We start from the raw sequence: 23,130 nt of genomic DNA on the forward strand, positions 1-23,130 counted from the left end.
GTGATATGCAACAGCTCCGCTTTCGTGCGGGATGATCTCGCTGCTAACTATCACCGCGTGGGCGGCGGAGCCGCCCACCCTACGAAAAACACACGGATAATTCACATGGAACGTCGTAAATTCCTCCAGATCGGCGCCGGCACCGCGGGCGCCATGCTCATCCCGGTCTTCGGCAACGCCATCGCCGCCGATGAGCTCATGAGCGCCATGCCGCGCAGCGCCAAGAAGCTGTTGGCCGACACCGCGCTGAACGCCGCCACCCAGGCCGGCGCGTCGTATTGCGACGTGCGCATCGGCCGCTACCTGAACCAGTTCATCATCACGCGCGACCTGAACGTCGAGAACATCAGCAACACCGAGTCGAGCGGGGTGGGCGTGCGCGTGATCGCCAACGGCGCCTACGGCTTCGCCTCGACCAACGACATGAGCCCGGACGGCGTCGCCAACGCGGCGCGCCAGGCGGTCGCGATCGCCAAGGCCAACGCCAAGCTGCAGTCGGAGCCGGTGCGCCTGGCGCCGGTGAAGGGCGTGGGCGAAGTGGCCTGGGCCACCCCGATGAAGAAGGACTGGCGCGGCATTCCGGTCAAGGACAAGGCCGACATGCTGATCGCCGCCAACAAGGCGGGCCTGGACGCCGGCGCCACCTTCATGACCGCGTCGCTGTTCCAGATCAACCAGCAGAAGTACTTTGCCTCCACCGACGGCTCCTACATCGACCAGGACGTGCACCGCCTGTGGGCGCCGATCAATGCCACCGCGGTCGACAAGGCCAGCGGCAAGTTCCGCTCGCGCGCCGGCCTCTCCTCGCCGGTGAGCATGGGCTACGAATACTTCGACGCCAAGGCCAGCGACAAGGTGCAGGCCGCCGGCGGCGTGACCACGCTGTACACCAACTCCTACGACATCGTCGAGGACGCCCGCCTGGCCGGCAAGCAGGCGCGCGAGAAGCTCAGCGCCAAGTCGGTCGAGCCGGGCAAGTATGACCTGGTGCTGAGTCCCGAACACCTGTTCCTGACCATCCACGAAAACGTCGGCCACCCGACCGAACTGGACCGCGTGCTCGGCTACGAAGCCAACTACGCCGGCACCAGCTTCGCTTCGCTGGACAAGTGGGAAACGAAGAAATTCAAGTACGGTTCCGAGCGCGTGAATTTCGTTGCCGACCGCACCACCCCGGGTTCGCTGGGCCTGATCGGCTACGACGACGAGGGCGTGGGCGCCAAGAAGTGGGACATCATCCGCAACGGCGTGCTGGTCAACTACCAGGCCACCCGCGACCAGGCCCATATCATCGGCGAGAAGGAATCGCACGGCTGCTCCTACGCCGACAGCTGGAGCACCATCCAGTTCCAGCGCATGCCGAACGTGTCGCTGGAAGCCGGCAAGGCACGCCTGACCCCGGACGAGATGGTCAAGGACGTGAAAAAGGGCATCTACATCCTCGGCCGCGGCTCCTACTCGATCGACCAGCAGCGCTACAACTTCCAGTTCGGCGGCACGCTGTTCTACGAGATCAAGAACGGCAAGATCGCCGGCCCGCTCGAAGACGTGGCCTACCAGGCCAATACCCAGGAGTTCTGGAACGCCTGCTCGGCCATCTGCGACGAGCGCGACTGGCGCATGGGCGGCTCCTTCTTCGACGGCAAGGGCCAGCCGAGCCAGGTCAGCGCCGTCTCGCATGGATCGGCTACCAGCCGCTTCAATGGCATCAACGTCATCAACACTGCACGCAAGATCGGTTGAGGGGAAGAACATCATGAAACAGCTGAACCAGGAACAAGCAAAACGCATCGCCGACCGCGTGATCGGTTTCTCCAAGGCCGACGAATGCAGCGTGTCGATCGAAGGCAACCGCACCGGTAACATCCGCTTCGCGCGCAACAGCGTGTCGACCGCCGGCCTGACCGAAGACACCCAGCTGGCCGTGCGCGTGGCCTTCGGCAAGCGCGTCGGCACCGCCGTCGTCAACGAGTTCGACGACAAGTCGCTGGAAAAAGCCGTGCGCCGCGCCGAGGAGCTGGCGCGCCTGGCGCCGGAGAACCCGGAGTTCATGCCGGCCGTCGGCAAGCAGGAATACCTCGCCACCAAGACCTTCGTGGGCTCGACCGCCGCGATCGATCCGGATTACCGCGCCGACGTCGCCGCGGCCGCCATCGGCCAGGCGCGCGCCAAGAAGCTGGTCACCGCCGGCTTCTTCACCGACAGCACCCGTTTCGCCTGCGTCGCCAACTCGAACGGCGTGTTCGGCTTCCAGGAATTCACCGACCTCTCGTTCACCTGCACCGCGCGCACCGAAGACGGCCGCGGTTCGGGCTGGGTGACCCGCTCGGCGGTCGATGCGCGCCGCTTCAACGCCGGCGAAGCGGCCGAGATCGCGATCGACAAGGCGCTGCGTTCGGTCGATGCGAAAGCGCTGGAGCCGGGCCGCTACACCGTGATCCTGGAACCGGCGGCGACCTCGGAAATCCTGGGCAACATGTTCAGTTCCTTCAGCGCGCGCGCCGCCGACGAAGGCCGCAGCTTCCTGGCCAAGAAGGGCGGCGGCAACCGCCTGGGCGAGAAGCTGTTCGACCAGCAGGTGAATATCTGGGCCGATCCGTGGAATCCGGACGTGCCGGTGGCACCCTGGGACAACCAGACCATGCTGGCCCGCAAGCGCACCGACCTGATCAAGGACGGCCGCGTCGCCTCGCTCGGCTATTCGCCATTCTGGGCCAAGAAGACCGGCAACCAGGCCACCGCGGGCCACGGCAACATGATCATGGCCGGCGGCACCAAGTCGCTGGAAGAGCTGATCGAAGGCACCAAGAAGGGCATCGTGGTCACCCGCACCTGGTACATCCGCATGGTCGATCCGCAGTCGCTCCTGATCACCGGCCTGACCCGCGACGGCACCTTCTACGTCGAGAACGGCAAGATCAAGTACCCGGTGAAGAACTTCCGCTTCAACGAAAGCCCGGTCACCATCCTCAACAACATCGACGAACTGGGCAAGCCGCAGATCATCGGTGGCGACGAGGTGCCGTTCCAGATGGTGCTGCCGCCGATGAAGGTCCGCGACTTCAACTTCACCTCGCTGTCCGACGCGGTCTAAGGTTCACGGATGGCGCGCATCTAATGGCGAATTTCGATTTCTACTTCACGCGCCTGAGCTACGAATCGGGCGACTGGGACGTGGATATCCGTATGCCCAGCAACGTGCTGAACTCGCTGGTCGAGTACACCACCTTGCGGGTGGATCCGGCGGAGCGCATCGTCGCGCTGTCGGATCCGAAGATGCTGCAGGCGCCGTTCTGTTATTTCGCGGGGCACAAGCTGGTGCAGTTCACCCCGGCCGAGCGGCGCAACCTCGAAAAATACGTGCGCGGCGGCGGCTTCATTTTCGTGGACGACTGCAACCACGACATCGACGGCCTGTTCGCCAAGTCGTTCGAAGCGGAGATGACGAAGATTTTCGGCGCCTCCGCCTTGAAGAAGATCCCGAATACGCATCCGCTGTATTCCTGCTTCTTCAAGTTCGACGGGCCGCCGACCACCGGCGGGGAACTCAATGGCTGGGGCGACGACCTGGTGCACGAGTACCTGAAGGCGATCGAGTTCGGCGGGCGCATCCGCCTGCTGTACTCGAACAAGGACTACGGATGCGAGTGGGACTACGACTTCCGCAACAAGCGGTTCCTCGCGGTCGACAACACCCGTTTCGCAGTCAATATCATTCAATATGCGTTGGGAGCGTAAGTGGTGGCTGAGCGTGATGCGGTAGCGTGGAGTGAACAGGAAATCGCCGGACTGGTGGCGAGCATCAAGGCGCTGAAGGAGAGCATGGCGCGCGTCATCATCGGACAGGAAGACGTGGTCGACCTGCTCGTGACCTGCCTGCTGGCGGGCGGCCATGCGCTGGTCGAAGGCGTGCCGGGCCTGGGCAAGACCTTGCTGGTAAAGTCGCTGGCGCAGGCCACCGACATGCAGTTCCGCCGCGTGCAGTTCACGCCGGACCTGATGCCCTCGGATATCGTCGGCACCGAGATCCTGGAAGAAGACACCAGCACGCGCCAGCGCGTGTTCCGCTTCCAGCCGGGCCCCGTGTTCACCCAGGTTCTGCTGGCGGACGAGATCAACCGCGCGCCGCCCAAGACCCAGTCGGCATTGCTAGAAGCGATGCAGGAACGCGCCGTCACCTTCGCCGGCACTACGCACAAGCTGCCGCGTCCCTTCTTCGTGCTGGCCACCCAGAACCCCATCGAGCAGGCCGGCACCTATCCGCTGCCGGAAGCGCAGCTGGACCGCTTCCTGCTGCGCATCGACGTGGTCTACCCGACCGAGGACGAAGAAGTGCTGATGGTCTCGCGCACCACCCACGCCGGCCTGGACGATGCGGAACCGGCGATGACGGTCGAGACCCTGCTGCGCCTGCAACAGCTGGTGCGCGACATCGAGATCGGCGAGCACCTGCTGCGCTACGCGACGCGCCTGGTGCGCAACACCCGCCCGGCGCTCACCACGGTGGCCGCGGTCAAGAACCACATCGGCTGGGGCGCCGGTCCGCGCGCCGGCCAGGCGCTGGTGCTGGCCTCCAAGGCGCGCGCCCTGATGCAGGGACGCCTGGCGGTTACCCGCGAGGATATCCAGGCCATGCTGCTGCCGGTGCTGGCGCACCGCGTGCTGCGCAACTTCGAGGCGGAGGCCGACGGCATCGCCATCGCCGACATCCTGCAATCCCTGCGTAACGAGATCCGGGTCGATTAATCTTGTCGCTGGCGAAGACCGCGTTGATCGCGCACACGCAGAAGCTCGACCTCGTCATCCGCCATGTGCTGGCGGGGCTCGGCCACGGCATCCACGCCGGGCGCGAGCGCGGGGCGGGCGTCGAATTCTCGGAATACCGGGCCTATGCGCCCGGGGACGAGTGGCGCCGCGTCGACTGGAAACTGCTGGCGCGCGCCGACCGTTACTTTGTGCGCGAGGCTGAACGCGACAGCCACGTGGCGGTCTGGCTGGTGCTGGACGCCAGCGCCTCGATGCTGGAACCCAGCCGCGAGGTGGAAGGCGTGGACAAGCTGGCCTATGCGCGCACGCTGCTCGGCTGCGTGGCTGCCATCGCCCAGCGCCAGGGCGACGCCTTCGGCCTGGTCGTGCTCAACGATGGCAAGGTGCAGTTCACCCCGGCCATGCGCGGCCCGCGCCAGCTGCAGCGCGTGCTGCTGCAGCTCAGCCGCGTGCAGGCCGCCGGCGAGCTGCCCGATGCCGACACCCTGCGCGCCAGCCTGCATTTTGCGCAATCCCCAAGCGTGATCTTTGCCGCCAGCGACCTTCTCGACTGGCCCTCGCCGCTGTCGCAGGCCTTGATGCGCCTGCGCGGCATGCGCCATGACGTGCGCGTGCTGTGCCTGCAGACGCAGGCGGAAGTGGACGCGAGCTTTTCCGCGAACCTGGCCTATCGCGACCCCGAGCAGGGCGCCGGCGTGTACCGCTTCGGCGCCGACCTGAAGGAAGGCTACCGCCGCAACCGCGAACAGCATTTCGCGGCGGTGACCGCGAGCTGCCGCAGAAGCGACATCCCGATCGTGTCGGCGCGCATCGAGCAGCCTCCGGGCGAGGTCCTGCGTCTGTGGCTGCGCCGGCCCGGGAGCCGCGCATGATGTCGACCATGAATGCGCTCTGGTGGCTGGCGCTGCCGATCCTGCTGCTGCCCATCTGGTGGCACCGCCGCAAGCGCGAGCAGCACAAGGCCGAGCTGCTGGCGACCAGCCGCTTCCTGCCGCGCGCCGAGCCGCGCCAGACACGCGAGTGGCGCTTGAACGATCTGGTCCTGCTGCTGGTGCGCTGCCTGATGCTGGCGGTCGTCATCGCCTGGCTGGCCGATCCCGTCATGCCGCGGCGCGGCGATACGGTCGTCGTGGCTGCCGGCACCGATCCGAACTGGGTGGAGCAGCAGGCGGCGCAGGCCGGGCTGGCCAAGGCCGACCGGCTCGTCATGCCTGCCGCCCAGGCGATCGCCTGGCTGCGCGCCCACCAGCGCGAATGGCGCCCTGAGGCGCGCCTGCTGGTGCTGGGCGATGTGCCGATGCCGGCGCTCGTCCCCGAGTTCGGCCGCCGGATCGAACTGCGCACGCTGGCGCGCCAGCCGGAGAACAAGGCGCGCCGCGTGTACGTCGCCAGCGAGCGCCCCGAGCAGTGGCGCCGCGTGTTCGCCGCCGCCGGCATCGCCATCGACGAGACCCCTGGCGCCAGCACATCGCTCATCGTCTGGGACCGCAAGGACGCGCCGCCGGCGTCGCTGCGCGCGCCGCTGTGGCTTGTCACCGATCGCGCCGCTTTCCCGGAACTGGCCAAGGCGCCGCACGTCGATGGCCTGCACTATGCCGACAGCGCGCGCGGCCGCCTGTGGCATGCGGAGGCCTGGCCGCCAAAGAACGCGGAAGCCGCGCGCGCGCTGCTGGACAACTGGCAGCACCTGCACCTTGGCCCGCCAAGCTACACCGCACCGTCGCGCGTGTTCGAGGCCGCAGGCACGGGCCGTGCGCCCGAACCGAGCGGCGCGCTGCGCGACATGCTGATGGCGCTGCTGGTGGCATTGTTCGTACTCGAAAGGATCCTGACGCATGCAAGAAGGCGCTGATATCGTCCGGCGCGTCTGGCGTGCCGCCCAGCTGCGCCGGCTGCCCTTGTGGATCGCGGGCGCCTTGCCGTGGCTGCTCATCCGCTCGGCCCCGGGCCTGATCGCCTGGACCATGTGGTGTGCCTGGGACTGGGCCATCCTGCGCCGCCGCGTCGCCTTCGAGTGGACCGCGTGGCTGGATGGCGCCGTGCCGGAAATGGAAGACAGCAGCGCGCTGCTCGAGCACGCGGCCACGCCGGTGGCCCAGCTCCAGCGCCGCCGCCTGCTCGAGCGTCTCGACGCCAGCGTGAGCGGGCAGCAGCTGCGCCGCATCGCGCGCGGCCGCGTCAAGGCCGGCTGGCCCTGGCTGCTGGGCAGCGCAGTGGCGGCAGCGGCGGTCTGGTTCGCCAGTGCGCCGGCCACGCAGGCCGGCGCCCCCGCGCCCGGCAAGGCGCCGGCAGCAATCGCGGCGCCGCTGGCCGCGCAGCTGGTAGTGCGCACCGCGCCGCCGGCCTATACCGGCGTGGCGCCGCTCGAATCGGCGCCGAAGGACCTGCAGGTGCCGGAACAGACCGTCATTACCTGGTGCCTGAAAGATCCCGCAGCCGCCGAAGAAGCCATCGAAGTCAGCAACGGCCAGTTGCTCAAGCCGGCCAGGGAATGCGCACGCTGGCTTGCGACCGAATCGGTGTTCTGGCGCTGGCGCGGCAACCGTTATACCGTCAAGGTCATTCCCGACCAGCCGCCGGAAATCACCATCACCGCGCCGACCCAGATGGTGCAGGAACTGCGCGATACCGCCACCAGCGCCGCGATGGGCGTGAAGGTACGCGACGACTACATCGTCACGCGGGCTACCCTGCACATGACGCTGGCGCGCGGCAGCGGCGAGAACATCCGTTTTACCGACCGCGAGATGCCGATTCCCGCATCGCCCGACCGCAGGCAGCGCAACTGGTCGAAGAACTGGTCGCTGCAGGAACTGGGCATGGAGCCGGGCGACGAGCTGTATTTCTTCGTCCGCGCCACCGACAACGCGGCCCGCCCGCACACCGTGCAGTCGCCGACCTACACGCTGCGCCTGCCGGCGCCGCCCGAGGAGGCGGAGGAAGAGAGCGCCGCGATGCCGATGCTGGTCAAGCCCCAGAGCCTGCGCAGCCAGCGCCAGATCATCATCGATACCGAACAGCTGGTGGCCGACATGCGCAGCACGAAGATGAGCCGGGACGAAGTGGTCGAGCGCAGCCAGAAGATCGCCGCCGACCAGGGCGGGCTGCGGCGCCGCTACGGCCAGTTCCTGGGCGAGGAATCGTCGCTGTTCGCCGATGGCGAGGACGATCACGACGATCACGGCCCGGGCGAAGCTAGCGCAGGAGGGGGGAGTGCCCAGGACATCCTGCACCAGTACGGCCATGCCCACGACGAGGCCGAGAACGCCACGCTGTACGACGAAGGAACCAAGAAGGTGCTGCGCCGCGCGCTGGTGGCGATGTGGGATGCGGAGAAGGCGCTGCGCGCGCTCACGCCGAAGCTGGCCTTGCCGCCCGAGCACAAGGCGCTGGAGGCGATCAAGGAATTGCAGCAGGCCGAACGCATCTACCTGCACAAGACCGCCTTCGTGCCGCCGCCGATCAAGGAAGAAAAGCGCATGACCGGCGACATGGACGGCACCGCCAGCTATCGTCGCGCGCAGGGCGGCGCCGACAAGCGGGTGCCGGAAGACGTTAGCCTGCTGGTGCAGGCGCTGTCCGGCGACGGCCCGTTGCCGGCGCTGTGGACCCGCACTGCCCACGACTGGGTGCGCGAGCGCCTGCAGGACGACGACCAGCGCCTGTCGGCCCAGACCGCGATCCAGGACGTGCTTGACGGCTGCCTGCCGTGCCGCCCGGTGCTGCGCGCCTGGCTGCGCCAGGGCGCAGGGCAGGGCCAGGTGTTGCTGCAGGCCACGCCAAGGGTCGAGACGCCCTTCGTGCGCGCATGGCGTGAAGGGGCCAGGCCATGAGCGAAATAATGATGAGTACAAACCTGTTGCTGGTCCTGATCGGCCTGTCCGGCGTCGCCAGCGCCGGCTTTTACGCCCGGCGCCGCACATGGATCGATGCCGTGCTGGTGCTGGTCGCCGCGGCGGCGCTCGGCCTGTTCGCGGCCGGCATCCGCCTGCCGGGCGACGCAGGACGCACCCTGACGCTCGACCCGGCCGCGCCTGCGCCGATGCTGGAAGGCGTGCGCGCCTTCGCGGTGGAGGGCGACGGCCTGCGCGCCGCGCAGTGGAACGACCTGCCGGCGCTGCCCTTGCTGTGGCAGCGCCCCGAAGGCGGCAGCCTGCGCCTGCACTACCCGCGCCAGCTGGCGCTGGGTCGCACTTTCACCCTGCGCGTGCAGCGCGACGACAAGACGGACGCGCGCCTGCAGTTGCTGGCCGAAAACGGCCAGCTCATCGCGGAAACGCGCGGCGCCGGCGAGCTGGCGGTGAACTGGATCCCGCCGCTGGCCGAACGGGTGGTGCTCAAGGCGCGCCTGCTGGACGCCGCCGGCAAGATCATCGCCGAAGGCCCAGTGCCGCTGACCATCATCGAGCCGAACATCCTGCAGGTGCAGGGCCGCTTCGGCGCGCCATCCTTCGACCTGCGCACCCTGAACGAGCTGCTGGCCGGCAGCGGCGCGCTGCTCGACTGGCAGGTGGTGCTGGGCCGCGCCATCACACGCACCGAGCTGCCGCTGGAAGAAATGAAGGCGCCGAATCTGCTCGTCATCGACGCCGCCTGGTTCGAGCGCGCCAGCGGCGCCGAACGTTCCGCGCTGCTGGGCCGCGTGGGCGGTGGCCTGCCGCTGCTGGTGCTGGGCGCGAATGCCAATGATCCGGGCATCTGGTCGCGCACCCTGGGCCTGCCGCTGCAGGCGCAACCCTCGGGCAAGAAGATCGATGCGCCGCTGGAGCTGCCGGTGGCGGCCTTGAATCCGGCCACGCGCGACGCCGGCGAATGGACGGGGTCCGACAACCTGGTCTGGACCCGCAGCTGGCAGAAGGGCCGCATCGCCTGGCTCGGCGCCAGCGAATGGCACCGCCATGCGATCGCCGAGCCGCAGGCACTGGCGCTGTGGTGGCAGGGCGTGCTGGATCGCGTCGGCATCGACGTTTCGAAAGAAGTCGAATGGTTGGAGCCGGAAGAGCTGCCGCTGCCGGGCCAGCGCATGGAACTGTGCGCGCGCGGCGTGCAAGGGGAGGCGAGCTTCCCCGACCTGAAACTGACGCGCACCTGGACGCCGCGCCTGGATGCCGCCTGCGTGGCGGTGTGGCCGGAGAAGCCGGGCTGGCTGCGGGTACACGATGCGAAGGCGGGCGAGCACGCTGTGTACGTCTACGCGCCCGGCGACTGGCCGCGTTGGCAGGCCGCGCAGCGTCGCGATGCCACCGCGCGCTATGCGGCCCGCACGCCGGTGAAGGCATTGGAGGGCGCCGCGCGCGCCTTCCCGGCCTGGCCGTTTGCGCTCGCGTTCACCCTGGCGATGCTGCTGTTGTGGTGGCGCGAACGCCGCTGAGTCGTCAGAGGGGACATCAGCGCGTGTTTTTAATTTTATGGTCAAAAGTATCACATACCATTCGGGGCAATCTGATATATTCAGAGCCAACCCAACGCACAACCTATTTCGCGAAGTTTTATGGACAAGAAAACGAACGACCAAATTATTCTTGAGCAAATAATCAAAGAGCGCTGGGAAGAGAGCCAAGACGGCTCGTCCATTTCAGAATACTTCGAAATTTACGCAGCCACCGAACTGCTTAAGAACCAAGACCTTTCCTATGATGATATTGAATATGGGATTGTGGGCAATGGCGGTGACGGCGGAATTGACTCTATCTACACGTTCATCAACGGTGAGCTTCTTAAAGAAGACACACCGATCAACGCTACGCAAAAGAAAAACACGATCGAGCTCGTGATCATTCAGTCGAAGACCTCGCCGACATTTAAGGAGGACGCTGTCGTCAGATTCCGGGAGTCCGCCGAAGATCTGTTTAACTTGGCCAACGCGACTGACGACTTCGCGGCTCGTTACAACAAAGATATCCGGGAAAAGGTCGAGTTGTTTAGAAAGGCATACGGCCTACTTGCAAAGACTTTTCCGAAACTTATCATCCGGTACTTCTATGTTACTCAAGGGGTTGCAGCACATCCTAATGTAGAGGGCAAAGTGGATAAGCTGCGCGAGGTGATTTCGTCGATGTTCAGTAATTCGGAATTTTCGTTCGAGTTTGTAGGCGCCTCTCGCTTGCTTGAATTGACCCGCGATATTCCGACAACCTCGCGTACTCTCGAAGTGGCAGAGTCTCCGATCGGGACCGCTGGTGGAAGCTATATTTGCTTAGTGGACCTAAAAAGTTATTTCAAATTCATCTCCGATGCCGGAGCTCTTGCTCGCAGCCTGTTTGAGTCGAACGTGCGGGACTACCAAGGGAGTGTTATCGTCAATACGGGCATTCGACAAACCTTGCAGAACGCCCAGTCCGAGGACTTCTGGTATCTCAATAACGGCGTCACAATTATCACTCCTAAGGCTGTGCTGGCTGGCAAACAGCTCACAATCGAAGATCCACAGATCGTTAATGGTCTACAAACGTCTCACGAAATCTACCAACATTTTTCGGAGTTGAGCGAGGATGTAGCGGACAAGCGTACCGTTCTGGTTCGTATCATCTGTGAGAAAGATGAGCCGGCGCGAGACCGGATTATCCGCGCCACGAATAGCCAGACAGCAATCCCGCCGGCTTCGCTCCGCAGTTCGGATGAAATTCACCGCAACATTGAGGATTTCTTGAAGGCGAACGGCTTTTATTATGACCGTAAAAAGAATTATTACAAGAACAAGGGCATGCCGAGCTCACAGATCATCAGCATTCCTTATATGGCGCAAGCGATGATGGCAATGATTCTGCAAAAGCCGGATCAAGCCCGTGCACGGCCTTCGACCCTTTTGAACTCCGACGCTGAATACAAACGGATTTTCAGTCTTGACATGCCAATCGACGTCTATCTAAAAGTTATCCAAATCATGCGGACCGTTGAGCGCAAGATGAGGGATCTGGAAATAGATCGGAAGACTAGCGCTAACATTAAATACTATGTTGCGATGATCTATGCGATCTCTCTTACTGGAACAAAGTATGACATTGCTGTCAAACTAAATGGTATGGCACAACTAATTATCGACACCGACGAACTCACAGCGGTTACGTTGAAAGTAAAGTCGATGTTTGAGGACGCTGGTGGAACCGATCAAGTAGCGAAAGGGTCGGCCTTTGCTGAGACGCTACTAGCGGCGGAAATGACTGACATTAATGCAATGGCTTAAGGTTAAAATTCTAGTCAGAGCTAGCCGTGCTCTGCACGGGCTAGCGATTACTCGACAGGAGTATAAAGCAATCAGGATCTCTAGCTATGGCTGCTCAGCAATAAATAAGTGAAGGACAGGCGAGATCGACATTTCTTGAATTTCCGAGGAGCCAGTACATTAGGGTTAATTCTGACATGCAGACACGAACTCAGCATTAGTATGGAAGAGGCCGTGTTCGAATGTCAGGCCTGATCCGACGCTGAACTTTAGCAAGACCGACTTCGTCATTTTTACTTGTCACACTGCTGTCGGGTCAATTGTGCTGTTGGTAACACGGCTTATGGCCCCTGTGCTTCAGACTTAATGACAGAAAGGTCTCAAAACGTCGATAATTTCGTCTTTGTTATTCTCTAGTGGCTACGCAAAGCAATGCATCTTCGGAATCAGGGTCAGGTCTAACAAACGGACACGAGCTCAACATGACCTGTGGATGAGTTCGTGTCCGGATGCCAGACTTGACCCTCTGCCCGTGAGCTTATCTAGAGTCAGCGGGCATGACGCTTGACCAACTTCGCTCACTCCACCACTGGGCAGGGCGTCCAGGATCTGAAGAGCGTGTGACCTGCAATTCTGTGCGAGGCTACTTTGGGCGCGGACATGAGATGGGAGCGAACAATTCGGTATTTGCGGACCGGCTCCATGTCGTCGCTGAAGCACACAGGCGTGGTTTCTGGGCGCTGGTAGAGATGGCAGTACGTGCGCTTCCAGGCAGCGGCGATCAGTCACCTTAGAAGTTGGAACAACGGGGCCGTCAAGGACTGTCTTCGGCCAGAAGCGGTCAATGATGAATTTGGAGGAATCCCATGGACTCGTACGTTTCGATTCGGCTACTGGGGAACGAAGACGGTTTGTTGACCATCGAGTGTTCCGCGACGAGCTGGGGATTTACTGGCAAGACCCATGTTTACACCAGCTTTAAAGAGCTGGAGAAATGGGCGGGAGAGCTCGAGCGACTATCGCTCGTCGCAGGCCAGTCTGCCGCGTTCCATGCGGGTGAACGGGATAGCTATGCGTTTCTTGGGATTACCATCTCTGTTCTGGACTCGGTTGGGCATTGTGTTTGTCACGTAGCGATCGAGTCCAACCGGGCCCTCACTTTCGAAAGCAAGAACAAGCTCGAAGCGGAGTTACGCACCGAACCGAGTGCCGTCGATAAGTTCCTCCTTGAACTCACTACCCTTGTCCAAGCGGGTTACGGGGAAGCGATCCTTCTCGGTGCGGATCAAATGTAACCATATGATCCGGTTAGTGAGTCTGCTTCGGGTCGGTTCCGGCCGTTCAGCTGAGACCGGAACTGACTGAAACAGCGCACGTCGCCGAAATCTGAATCAGGCGTCGAATCGAAAATGCCTGCCCCCCGCGCGACGCACGGGGCGCAGGCAAGCCGCCTCAGAACGCGTAGTCCACCTTCGCATACATCGACCGCCCATTGATCCCGAACGGGCAGGTCTCCCAGCAGTAGGTGAAGCCCAGCTGCGGGAACGGCGCCGCCTTCACCGGATCCCACTTGGTCGGGTAGGTGTCGAACACGTTGTTCACGCCTGCGGTGACGCTCAGCTTCTTGCTGAAGTTGTAGCGGCCGGTCAGGTCGAGGATCCACTTCGCTGCCCAGGTCTGGATGAAGCCCGGGGTGAAGCCTTGTCCTTCCACCTCGCCGAAGTAGTTGGCGCGCGCGGTCGCGTTCCACTGGCCGATGGTGTAGTCGGCGGCCACCACGTGGTGCTGGCGCGGCTGGCCTTTCTCGATCAGGGTCACCTGGGTATCGTCGAACAGCTGTTCGCCCGTCAGGACCGAGGATTGCGAATGGCGGCCCTTCACCTTGGTGCGGTTGAAGCCGAGCTGGCCGGACAGCACCAGGGTCGAACCCTGGCCGCGGGTGGTGTGCTGGGCGACCAGGTCGAAGCCGGTGGTCGAGGTGTCGATCGCGTTGGTGAAGAACTGGGCCTGGCCCACGCGCAGCGGGTCGAGGATGGCCTTGATCGGGCAGGCGGCTGCGGTGGCGCAGGCGCCCGATTCCGGCGCGATGTTCGACGAGAACACGATGCGGTCGTCGATGTTGGTGCGGTACAGGTCGGCCGTCACCGAGAAGTTCTGGGTCGGGCGCAGGATCATGCCGACGCTGGCGCTTTTCGAGGTTTCTTCCTGCAGCGGGGCGATGCCGAAGGCGCGGGTCACGGCGCTGTTCTCGCGCGCGGTCAGGGTTTCGGTGAGCACGCCGGCGGCGTTCAGGTTGGTCGAGACCGAGCTGTAGAACTTCTGCTGCACGCCCGGTGCGCGAAAACCCGTCGAGGCGGAAGCGCGCAGGCCGATCAGGCGCGACGGGTCGTAGCGCACGCTCAGCTTGCCGATGGTGGTGTTGCCGAAGTCCGAATAGCGTTCGTGGCGCAGGGCCGCGCCGAGCGACAGCATGTCGCCCAGCTTGCGCTCGAGGTCGACGTAATAGGCGGTGTTGTGGCGGCCGTCGTCGACTTCGGTGCCCGGGGTGTAGCCGGGGAAGCCCTGGATGCCCGATGCCGCGATGCCACCCGACTGGTCGCGGATGATCTTGCGCGGATCGTTGGTGCGGCCGTACTGGTACGAGACCGGGTCGCCCGCGACGATCTGGTAGTTATCCCGGCGCCATTCGAAGCCGGTGCCGATGTAGAGCGGGGCGCCGGCAAAGTCGACCGAGCCCTTGAAGTCGAGGTTGAGGGTGGTCTGGTCGAACTTCAGCTTGCCGGTGTCGGCTGCCAGCGGCGAGCTGCCGTTCTCGTAGTAGTAGCTGACGTTGATCGAATTGCTCTCATGGAAACCGAGTTCGCTGCGGCCGTGGTTCAGGCTCAGGTCCACGCTCCAGTCCTTGCCCAGGTCGTGCTTGTAGCCGACGGCCAGCGAGGAGTCCTTGACGGTGGTGTTGATGTTCGGCAGGAAGCCGTTCGGGTACACGGCCGGGACGTTGCGCGCGTCGCCGGCCGAGCGGAAGAAGCCGGCCGCGTCGCCCGTGCGCTTGGAGGCACCGCCGAAAGCATACAGTTCGCCGCCGCCGACCGGCAGCGCCGCGTTCATCCACAGGTAGCCGTCCTTGGCCAGGCTGTCGCCGATGCGCTGGGTCACGCGCGGCGGATTCACGCGCAGGCTGTCGACGCCGGCGCGGTTGGTTTCGTTGCGGCGCCGGCCTTCGAGCGACAGGTTCAGGTAGCCGCCGTCGGCGCCGAGAGCTACCCCCTTGTGCGCGCTGGCGGTATAGGTGTCGCCGTCGCCTTCGCTGGTGGTGCCGGCGCTGGCGCTGAGCTGGGTGTCCGTGACGCCCTTCTTGAGCACGATGTTGATCACGCCGGCGATCGCGTCCGAGCCGTACTGGGCGGCGGCGCCGTCGCGCAGCACCTCGATCGACTGGATCGCGGACAGGGGAATCGCATTGATGTCGGTACCGGCCGAGCCGCGGCCGATGGTCTGCTGCACGTTGACCAGCGCCTGCTGGTGGCGGCGCTTGCCGTTGACCAGCACCAGCAGCTGGTCGGGGCCGAGGCCGCGCAGCGTGGCGGGGCGGATGATGTCGGTGCCGTCGCTAATGAAAGTCGTCGTGAAGTTGAACGACGGGTCGAGGTCTTGCAGCACCTTGCCGAGTTCGAGCGAGCCGGCCGACTGCAGGTCTTTCGCGCTGATCAGGCCGACCGGCACGGCGGTGTCGAGCGCGCTCTTGGCCTGGGTCCGCGAACCCAGCACCACGACGGTGGCCGGCTCCTTCTGGCTGTCAGCGGCTTCCTGCGCGAATGCCGATGCCATGGCCGATACCAGTGCGGTCGCCACCAATGCCCGCTTGTTCGCTTGATTCACCATCTTGTCCCCTCAATGAGTTTGAAATAAAGGCATCACAAAAGCTATGTCTGCTATAACTCTAGCTACTTGATTCTGAGCAAACCTTTACGTAAGTACAAGTGTGAACTGTGCAATACACAACACTTTTACGTGATTCCCCTTATTCATGGAATCGCACTTGCGTCTTGAGCGGAAATGGTTTTGGAGGCAGTGCAGGGGCCAAAAAAAGCCCTCATTCCGCCTGCGGCTGGAATGAGGGCCGTTGATGCCGCACCCGGCAGCGGCAGCCGTGCCGCTGCCGTGGAGGCCATCAGGGGATCTTGATCCGGATCGGCATCGGGACCGGCGCGCGGCGATCCGGCATCGGTGCGCGGTCCGGCGGCGTGAGTCCCGTGACCAGGTCGGCGACACGCACCGTCTGTCCCGTCTCGAAGCACTTGTTCGCCGCAATTCCGACCAGGGCCGACCAGGCGCCGGCGCGCTCGTCCGAGGCGCGCTTGTACTTGTCGGCCGGGCCGTCGCCGAAGATCTCGGTGAGCATGACGTCGTCGCCGCCGCCGTGGCTGCCCTTGCCGATGATCGGTTCGATGTCGCGCGGCTGGCCGCGCATCGGGATGACGCGGATCGACACGCTCTCGCTGCCGCTTTGCACCTTGGCCGCGCCGGCCGCGCCGCCGGATTCGACGATGCGGTGCTCGATGCGGCCCTTGGTGCCGTTGAAAGCGATGTGGTAGCCCTCCCAGGCGTCATAGGCCGACAGCGCATAGTTCAGGTGCACGCCGTTGTCATAGCGGACCAGCACGTTCATGGTGTCTTCGATGTCGATGCTCGGGCGCCACACGCACTGGTCGCGGTAGTAGCCGTCGTACCGTTCATTGTCGAGGTACAGGGCTTTCAGCCCAGGGTCGGACGCCAGGTCGAAGTAGAAGTTGCATTTCTGTTTTTCCGGGCAGGTGAGGCAGCGCTCGTGCGGGCCGGACAGGCCCATGCGGCGCGCCGTTTCCGGGGTATAGAACTGGCGCGAGCCGAAGGCGTGCACGGTCTCGGGCTGGGCGCCGAGCCACCAGTTGACCAGGTCGAAGTGGTGGGTCGACTTGTGCACCATCAGGCCGCCCGAGTTGGCCTTGTTGGCATGCCAGCGGCGGAAGTAATCCGCGCCGTGCACGGTGTTGAGCAGCCAGGTGAAGTCGACCGAGATCACGTCGCCGATCTCGCCCGACATCAGGAGCTCCTTGATCTGGGTGCGCGGCGGCGAATAGCGGTAGTTGAAGGTGACGCGGACCTGGCGGCCGCTGCGCTTGACGGCGTCGAGGATGCGCTGCGCCTTCTCGGCGGTGGTGGTCATCGGCTTTTCGGTGATCACGTCGCAGCCCGCGTCGAGCGCGCGCACGATGTAGTCGTCGTGGCTGGCGTCGGTGGTGGTGACGATCACGAATTGCGGCCTGGTCTCGCGGATCATGCGGTCGAAGTCGGCCGCGGCATAGGCGCGCGGCTGGCTGGCGCCGGTCTCGGTGATGACCTTCACGGCACGCGCCAGGCGGCCGGCGTTGCGGTCGCAGACGGCCACCACTTCGCTGGTGTCGCGGAACTTGCCCGTCATCGCGTTGGTGAACATGCGGGCACGCGAACCCACGCCGACCACCGCATAGCGCTTGCGCGGGGCAGCCGCGTAGGCGCCGGTGGCGAGCAGCAGCCCGGCCGCGCCGGCGGTTTTCAAGACGGTGCGGCGGTCCATGCCGCCGGAATTCTTTTCGTTCATGCTTCGTCTCCACGTTAGCCAGGCCCTCGGAGGACCTTGCCGCATATGGTGGCGTGAAGAAAAGAAATTGGCAAGACCAATTTGCAAACTGGTTGGACTGAATCTGCAGGGTGGGTGGCCAGGTAGCGCAGTGCCGCGCTGTCGCCTCAGGCGTGGTCGCGCATCCACTCCTTCAGCCCGTCGACCCATTTCCTGGCCGGCAGGTTCAGGTGGCGCCGGATCTCGCCGGCGCGTTCGTACAGCACCGAGAAGTCGAGCTGGGGCGCGTGCTTGAAGGCGAGGACCACGATGTTCGCGTCGTGCACCTCGGGCAGCCAGACCACGGCGTCGAATACCTGCTGCATGGTGAGCAGGTTCTTGTCGTAGCTGTTGAAGTCGCCGAAGACGTTGGCGGTCATGATGCCGTTTTCCGTCAGGCAGTCGTAGCAGCCCTGGTAGAAGTCCAGGGAGTCGAGCACGGGCCCGCGCGCGTCGTGGTCGTACAGGTCGACCTGCAGCGCGTCGACCTGGCCGTGGTTGGCGGCATCGAGCACGAAGTCGAGCGCGTTCATCTCGCGCACGTCCAGGCGCGCGTCGTTCTCGGGCAGGCCGAACAGGGCGCGGCAGATGGCGATCACGTTGGGATTGAGCTCGGCCACGGTCACGCGGGCGTCGGGAAAGCGCCGGTAGCAGAACTTGGTCAGGGCCGCGCTGCCCAGGCCCAGCTGGACGATGCGGCGCGGCGCTGCGATGAACAGCGTCCACATCATCATCATCTGGACGTATTCGAGCTCGATCGCGTCCGGCTTGGACAGGCGCATCGCACCCTGCACCCAGGAAGTGCCGAGGTGCAGGAAGCGCACCCCGTCGAATTCGTCGATGGTGGCGGGCGGGTGACCGGGCTGGGCGAAGCGGGGATCGATACGGGCGTAGGAAGGCGGCATGGTGAAACGGCAGCAATGAAAGCCTATCCTACCACCACGCCCGCCGGCATACTTCAGGCGATGCCGTTCCGCCCGAACTCCCGAAAGCCCGGCCGCTGCGCCAGGCGGTCGACGTAGGCCGCCACATGGTGGAAATCCGGCCTGTCCATCGGCGTCATCATCCAGCGGTTCACCGACAGGCCCAGCACGACGTCCGCCAGGGTAAAAGCGGTCCCCGTCGCGTAGGCGCCGGTGCTGCCCAGCTGTGCGTCGAGGAGGCCGATGTGCCGGTTCCAGGCGGCGATGCTGCTTTCTACCTGGGCCCGGTCCCGGTGCGCCGGGCTGTTGCGCACCAGCGCCATGAAGGCGTAGCGCCATGCCGTGTTCAGCTCGGTGGCCTGCCAGTCCATCCATTGCTCGACGCGGGCACGCTCACGCGCGCCGGACGGCAGCAGGGCAGCGCCGCCTTGCTCGCCATATTGCGTGCAGAGGTAGCGGCAGATGGCGTTCGACTCCCACAGCACGAAACCATCGTCCACCAGCACCGGCACCAGCGCGTTCGGATTCAGGTCCGCGTGGCCGGCGTTCCACTCCTCGCGCGCGACGCGCTGCCCGAGCTCGGCGCAGGTCCATAGCACCTTGCGGACGTTGATCGAGCTGTCCTTGCCGATGATCTTCAGCATGTGCGTCCTTTCGTGGTCACGGATTCTGCGTTCCGGGCAGCGCCGGCAGGATCAGGGTCACGGCCAGCCCGCCGCCCTCGCGGTTCGACAGCGAGATGCGGCCGCCGTGGGCTTCGGCGATCTCGCGCGCCAGCGCCAGCCCGAGACCGGTGCCGCTGCGCTTGGTGGAGTAGAAGGGCACCAGGGCGTTGGTCAGCACGGTGTCGCTCATGCCGCTGCCGCGGTCCAGCACGTCGATACGCACCGCCTCCTGCACGCGGCGCACGTGCAGCTCGACGCCGTCCGGTGGCGATCCGGATTCGTGGGCGTTCTTGAGCAGGTTGAGCAGGGCCTGCTCCATCTGGGCGGCGTCGACCCAGGCCGGCTCCGCGGGCAGCTCGCCGCCCTGGCGGAACGCCACCTGGTCGGCCAGCCGGTCCACGAAGGCCTGCCACGGCACCGCGTCGAGGCGCGGCGTGGGCAGCTTGGCGAAGCGCGCGTAGCCGAGGATGAAGGTTTCGAGGTGGCGGGTGCGCTCGCCGATGGTCTGCAGGATCTGCGGCAGGCGCTCGGTCTGGCCGCGCCGCACCAGTTCCGCGCCCGAGTGGGCGAGCGAGGCCAGTGGCGCCAGCGAGTTGTTCAGCTCATGGCTGATCACGCGGATCACCTTCTTCCAGGTCTGCACTTCCTGGCGGCGCAGTTCGGTGGTCAGGTGGCGCAGCAGCAGCAGTTCGTGGCGCCGGCCGTTCAGGGTAAAGCTGCTGCGCGCCAGATGGTAGACCTCTTCGTCCTCGGACTCGCCGGCGGTGAACAGGCCGTCGCCGCCGCGCGCCAGCGCCTCCTTCAGGGCTGGCGCGGCGGTTTCCAGCACCGCGTCCAGGCCGTGTCCTTCGAGCTTGCGGCCTTCGGACAGCAGCTGGCGCGCCGCCAGGTTGGCGTAGACGATGGTGCCGGCCGCGGCGCCGGCGGGGGTGTTGGCGCCGGTGGCGAAATCCGTCACCAGCAGCATCGCCACCGGCGTGTTCTGGACCATGGTGTCGAGCAGCAGCTCGCGCTGCACCAGGCCGAGGCGCTGTGCGCGCAGCACCTGGCCGAGGTCGTTGTGGGCGGCTATCAGGTCGGCCAGCTCGTCGTTCTGCGGCCAGTGCAGGCTGAAGGAAAAGTCGCCGTCGCGGTAGCTCGCCACCGTGCCCTCGAGGGCGCGGAACAGCGACAGGATCGGCTGGATCTGCGAGCGGATGGTGACGATGGCGATCGGGACGATCGCCCCCAGGCAGGCCAGGAAGACCAGCACCGGATGTTCGGGAAAGAAATGGTCCAGTCCGAGCGCGATCAGCATGCCCAGGGCCAGCAGGGTGCCGACCAGCGCCGACCAGCGCGTTACCAGCGAGAGCCGCAGGCCCGGGCGCTTCATGCCGGCCTGGCGATGCCGAGCCGCTCCATGCGCCGGTACAGGGCCTGGCGCGACAGGCCCAGTTCGCTTGACGCCTGCGCCACCACGCCGCCGGCGCGCGCCAGCGCCTGCACGATGGCTTCGCGGTCTGGTTCGGCGTCCGGGGAGGGCGCCACCGTCACCGGCAGGCCAAGGTCCGGCGCCTTGATGAGGTCGCCCTGCGCCAGCAGGCTGGCGCGCGCCATCACGTTCTTCAGCTCGCGCACGTTGCCGGGCCAGGTGTGGGCCTGCAGCGCGCTTTCCGCCGACGGATGCAGGGTCTTCCCGCGCAGGAAGGAGCGCGCCAGCGGCAGGATGTCGCCCGGACGCGCGGCGAGCGGCGGCAGGCGCAGCTCGATCACGTTCAGGCGGTAGAACAGGTCTTCGCGGAAGCTGCCGGCGCGGATCATGGCCCCGAGATCCGCATTGGTGGCGCTGATCACCCGCACCTTGACCTGGCGCTCGCGGTTGGAACCAAGGCGCTCGAAGCGCCCGGTCTCCAGCACGCGCAGCAGTTTCATCTGCCCGGCCAGCGGCAGGTTGCCGATTTCGTCGAGGAACAGGGTGCCGCCGTCGGCCGCCTCGAACTTGCCTTCGCGCGCCTTCGAAGCGCCGGTGTAGGCGCCGGCGTCGGCCCCGAACAGTTCGGCCTCGATCAGCTCCGAGGGCAGGGCGCCGCAGTTGAGCACCACGAAGGGGCCGTCGGCCACCTGCGAGTTGGCCTGGATGATCTCGGCGATGCGTTCCTTGCCGGTGCCGTTCGGGCCGGTGATGAGCACCGGCACGTCGGCGCGCGCCACCTGGCAGGCCAGGCTCAGAACGCGTTCGGTGGCCGGGTCTTGCCACACCAGGCCGCGCAGGTCGAAGTTCTGTTCCAGCTCGCGCTTGGCCTTGCGCTCGCGCTGCAGGCGCTGGTTCAGGGCGCGGTTGGCCTGGCCCAGCTCGATCAGGTTGCTGACCGTGGTGAGCAGGCGCTCGTCGTGCCAAGGCTTGGACAGGTAGTCGGCGGCGCCGGCCTTGATCAGCTCTACCGCGGCGTCGAGGTGGGTCCAGGCGGTCAGCAGGATCACCGGCAGGTCCGGGTGGCGCTTGCGGATCTCGCGGAACAGGGCCACGCCTTCCTCGCCGGACGTGGTGTCGGCCGTGAAGTTCATGTCCTGGATGACCAGGTCCACCTGTTCGCGCCCGAGGATGTCCAGTCCTTCCTCGGGCGACGCCGCGCTCAGGGAGGCGATGTCGTGGAGGGAGAACAGGACGTCGAGCGCGATGGCGACGGCGGCGTTGTCGTCGATGATCAGTACAGTGGGCATGGCGGCGAGTTTAGCATTGCTTGCTGATCGTCAGGCACTGCGGGTGGCCGTGGCCGGCGAGATGCTGGCCGCGCGCCAGGCCGGGCCGTAGGCCGCCAGGATGCCGAGCGCCCAGAATACGATCGCCCCGCCCGCCAGGTAGTGGCCCGGCAGGCGCGCCATCTCGAGCTTGGTCACCAGCAGATGGTTCAGGCCCAGGCCCAGCAGCACGCCGCCGAACACGCCGGCGCTGGTGATCATGACGTTCTCGGTGATGAAGTAGCGCAGGATGTCCAGCTTGCGCGCACCCAGGGCGCGGCGCACGCCGATCTGCTTGCGGCGCTGGGTGACCCACAGGCTGGCCATGCCGACGATGCCCGAGCAGGTAATCAGGAGCAGCAGCACGCTGACGGTGATCAGCATCCACGACAGCGCGACATCGCCGCGGTAGCGCTTCTTGCGGTCGTCCTCGACGGTCTTGGCTTCCAGGATCATCGGCGTGGCCGAGGACTTGCGCAGCGCCGCTTCCGCTTCCTTCATCACGCGGTCGCGCTGGCCCGCTTCGGCGCGGATCGCGTACAGGGCGCCGGGGTTGCCGTACAGGCGCGCCGGGGTGATCGCAGACCACTCGCCGCGTTCGCCGACGTCGCCATGCGCCGATTGCAAGCGCTCGACCACGCCGACGATCTGGGCGCCCTGGGCGCCCTCGCCGGTGCCGAAGTACATGGTCTTGCCGATGGCGGAGCCGCCCGGCCACAGCTTGTCCGCCAGGGCTTTCGAGATGATCAGCTGCTTGGGCAGGTCGCGATTCTCGTTCTCGTTGATGTCGACGATTTCCTGCGGCAGGAAATCGCGGCCTTCGACGATCCGCAAGCCGAGGGTCTTGACCAGCGAGTCGCCCGAGACGTAGATCGAGGCCAGCGCGCTTTCGCGCTCCTGGCGGCGATCGAGGGCGACGCTGTTGGTGCTGCCGCTGCCGGAAATCGGCATCTGCGACACGTTCGCCACCGAGACCACGCCCGGCACCGCGCGCAGCACCTCGGCTTCGCGTTTCATGGTGGCGAGCATCTGCTCGGGGCCGTCGCTGTTCAGGTTGCGGACATTGAAGTAGAAGGTGGCTGCCTCGTCGGACAGGCCGGTCGGGCGCGCCGCCACTTCGCGGCGCTCGTTCACCACGTGCAGGGCGTTGGCCAGGATCGCCAGGCTCAGCGCGACCTGCAGCGCAACCAGGATCGGACCGGTCTTGTTGCGCATCATCGCGGACAGGATGGGCTTGATTTCCATGATGGTCTCTCT

The 23,130-nt window shown here is 65.3% G+C and carries 17 protein-coding genes; 10 read left to right on the top strand and 7 right to left on the bottom strand.

Features of this window, described 5'->3' with window-relative positions; genetic code table 11:
• Window positions 1-105 precede the first annotated feature (105 nt).
• From AB3347_RS22815 to AB3347_RS22860, 10 genes are all read left to right on the top strand, one after another.
• Window positions 106-1,743, top strand: coding sequence for a TldD/PmbA family protein (locus AB3347_RS22815; protein WP_369094007.1), 1,638 nt, complete (start codon window positions 106-108; stop codon window positions 1,741-1,743).
• Between the two features lie 13 nt (window positions 1,744-1,756).
• Window positions 1,757-3,094, top strand: a complete 1,338-nt coding sequence (locus tag AB3347_RS22820) for a TldD/PmbA family protein (RefSeq protein ID WP_369094008.1) — start codon at window positions 1,757-1,759, stop codon at window positions 3,092-3,094.
• 23 nt (window positions 3,095-3,117) lie between these two features.
• Entirely contained in the window at window positions 3,118-3,738 is a 621-nt protein-coding gene (locus AB3347_RS22825) for a DUF4159 domain-containing protein (RefSeq protein WP_369094009.1), read from the top strand.
• A gap of 3 nt (window positions 3,739-3,741) precedes the next feature.
• Entirely contained in the window at window positions 3,742-4,746 is a 1,005-nt protein-coding gene (locus tag AB3347_RS22830) for an AAA family ATPase (protein ID WP_369094010.1), read from the top strand.
• Window positions 4,747-4,748: 2 nt separating this feature from the next.
• Window positions 4,749-5,639: a DUF58 domain-containing protein gene (locus tag AB3347_RS22835; RefSeq protein ID WP_369094011.1), complete on the top strand. Its 891-nt coding sequence runs from the start codon at window positions 4,749-4,751 to the stop codon at window positions 5,637-5,639.
• Window positions 5,636-6,619, top strand: coding sequence for a BatA domain-containing protein (locus tag AB3347_RS22840; RefSeq protein WP_369094012.1), 984 nt, complete (start codon window positions 5,636-5,638; stop codon window positions 6,617-6,619). Before AB3347_RS22835 ends, AB3347_RS22840 begins: the two co-directional genes overlap by 4 nt.
• On the top strand, window positions 6,603-8,600 hold the full coding sequence (locus AB3347_RS22845; protein WP_369094013.1) for a hypothetical protein: 1,998 nt from the start codon (window positions 6,603-6,605) through the stop codon (window positions 8,598-8,600). Before AB3347_RS22840 ends, AB3347_RS22845 begins: the two co-directional genes overlap by 17 nt.
• Before the next feature lie 8 nt (window positions 8,601-8,608).
• Window positions 8,609-10,138: a hypothetical protein gene (locus tag AB3347_RS22850; RefSeq protein WP_369094014.1), complete on the top strand. Its 1,530-nt coding sequence runs from the start codon at window positions 8,609-8,611 to the stop codon at window positions 10,136-10,138.
• 120 nt (window positions 10,139-10,258) lie between these two features.
• The gene (locus AB3347_RS22855; RefSeq protein WP_369094015.1) at window positions 10,259-11,950 is read left to right on the top strand and encodes an AIPR family protein; all 1,692 of its coding nucleotides are present in this window, start codon (window positions 10,259-10,261) and stop codon (window positions 11,948-11,950) included.
• A gap of 845 nt (window positions 11,951-12,795) precedes the next feature.
• Window positions 12,796-13,224: a hypothetical protein gene (locus tag AB3347_RS22860; RefSeq protein ID WP_369094016.1), complete on the top strand. Its 429-nt coding sequence runs from the start codon at window positions 12,796-12,798 to the stop codon at window positions 13,222-13,224.
• A gap of 157 nt (window positions 13,225-13,381) precedes the next feature.
• On the opposite strand, the gene AB3347_RS22865 is transcribed toward AB3347_RS22860, so the two are convergent.
• The 7 genes from AB3347_RS22865 to AB3347_RS22895 all read right to left on the bottom strand — a co-directional run bounded on the left by AB3347_RS22865 (window position 13,382) and on the right by AB3347_RS22895 (window position 23,118).
• Window positions 13,382-15,811, bottom strand: coding sequence for a TonB-dependent receptor plug domain-containing protein (locus AB3347_RS22865; RefSeq protein WP_369094017.1), 2,430 nt, complete (start codon window positions 15,809-15,811; stop codon window positions 13,382-13,384).
• A gap of 289 nt (window positions 15,812-16,100) precedes the next feature.
• Complete coding sequence (locus AB3347_RS22870; protein WP_369094018.1) at window positions 16,101-17,549, bottom strand: Gfo/Idh/MocA family protein; 1,449 nt, start codon at window positions 17,547-17,549, stop codon at window positions 16,101-16,103.
• A 146-nt stretch (window positions 17,550-17,695) separates the two neighbouring features.
• Window positions 17,696-18,472, bottom strand: a complete 777-nt coding sequence (locus AB3347_RS22875) for a spermidine synthase (RefSeq protein ID WP_369094019.1) — start codon at window positions 18,470-18,472, stop codon at window positions 17,696-17,698.
• Between the two features lie 53 nt (window positions 18,473-18,525).
• On the bottom strand, window positions 18,526-19,134 hold the full coding sequence (locus tag AB3347_RS22880; protein ID WP_369094020.1) for a glutathione S-transferase family protein: 609 nt from the start codon (window positions 19,132-19,134) through the stop codon (window positions 18,526-18,528).
• Between the two features lie 16 nt (window positions 19,135-19,150).
• Entirely contained in the window at window positions 19,151-20,527 is a 1,377-nt protein-coding gene (locus AB3347_RS22885) for a PAS domain-containing sensor histidine kinase (RefSeq protein WP_369094021.1), read from the bottom strand.
• On the bottom strand, window positions 20,524-21,855 hold the full coding sequence (locus AB3347_RS22890) for a sigma-54-dependent transcriptional regulator (protein WP_369094022.1): 1,332 nt from the start codon (window positions 21,853-21,855) through the stop codon (window positions 20,524-20,526). The genes AB3347_RS22885 and AB3347_RS22890 overlap by 4 nt, the downstream gene beginning before the upstream one ends.
• Before the next feature lie 30 nt (window positions 21,856-21,885).
• Complete coding sequence (locus AB3347_RS22895) at window positions 21,886-23,118, bottom strand: ABC transporter permease (protein WP_369094023.1); 1,233 nt, start codon at window positions 23,116-23,118, stop codon at window positions 21,886-21,888.
• Window positions 23,119-23,130 lie beyond the last annotated feature (12 nt).

Source organism: Massilia sp. X63 (assembly GCF_041023745.1).
GTDB lineage: Bacteria > Pseudomonadota > Gammaproteobacteria > Burkholderiales > Burkholderiaceae_D > Telluria.

Bases quoted from the DNA above. Each gene is read 5' to 3' on its own strand.
- AB3347_RS22815 (WP_369094007.1), top strand. From the start codon at position 106: ATGGAACGTCGTAAATTCCTCCAGATCGGCGCCGGCACCGCGGGCGCC.
- AB3347_RS22820 (WP_369094008.1), top strand. From the start codon at position 1,757: ATGAAACAGCTGAACCAGGAACAAGCAAAACGCATCGCCGACCGCGTG.
- AB3347_RS22825 (WP_369094009.1), top strand. From the start codon at position 3,118: ATGGCGAATTTCGATTTCTACTTCACGCGCCTGAGCTACGAATCGGGC.
- AB3347_RS22840 (WP_369094012.1), top strand. From the start codon at position 5,636: ATGATGTCGACCATGAATGCGCTCTGGTGGCTGGCGCTGCCGATCCTG.
- AB3347_RS22845 (WP_369094013.1), top strand. From the start codon at position 6,603: ATGCAAGAAGGCGCTGATATCGTCCGGCGCGTCTGGCGTGCCGCCCAG.
- AB3347_RS22850 (WP_369094014.1), top strand. From the start codon at position 8,609: ATGATGAGTACAAACCTGTTGCTGGTCCTGATCGGCCTGTCCGGCGTC.
- AB3347_RS22855 (WP_369094015.1), top strand. From the start codon at position 10,259: ATGGACAAGAAAACGAACGACCAAATTATTCTTGAGCAAATAATCAAA.
- AB3347_RS22860 (WP_369094016.1), top strand. From the start codon at position 12,796: ATGGACTCGTACGTTTCGATTCGGCTACTGGGGAACGAAGACGGTTTG.
- AB3347_RS22865 (WP_369094017.1), bottom strand. From the start codon at position 15,811: ATGGTGAATCAAGCGAACAAGCGGGCATTGGTGGCGACCGCACTGGTA.
- AB3347_RS22870 (WP_369094018.1), bottom strand. From the start codon at position 17,549: ATGAACGAAAAGAATTCCGGCGGCATGGACCGCCGCACCGTCTTGAAA.
- AB3347_RS22875 (WP_369094019.1), bottom strand. From the start codon at position 18,472: ATGCCGCCTTCCTACGCCCGTATCGATCCCCGCTTCGCCCAGCCCGGT.
- AB3347_RS22880 (WP_369094020.1), bottom strand. From the start codon at position 19,134: ATGCTGAAGATCATCGGCAAGGACAGCTCGATCAACGTCCGCAAGGTG.
- AB3347_RS22885 (WP_369094021.1), bottom strand. From the start codon at position 20,527: ATGAAGCGCCCGGGCCTGCGGCTCTCGCTGGTAACGCGCTGGTCGGCG.
- AB3347_RS22890 (WP_369094022.1), bottom strand. From the start codon at position 21,855: ATGCCCACTGTACTGATCATCGACGACAACGCCGCCGTCGCCATCGCG.
- AB3347_RS22895 (WP_369094023.1), bottom strand. From the start codon at position 23,118: ATGGAAATCAAGCCCATCCTGTCCGCGATGATGCGCAACAAGACCGGT.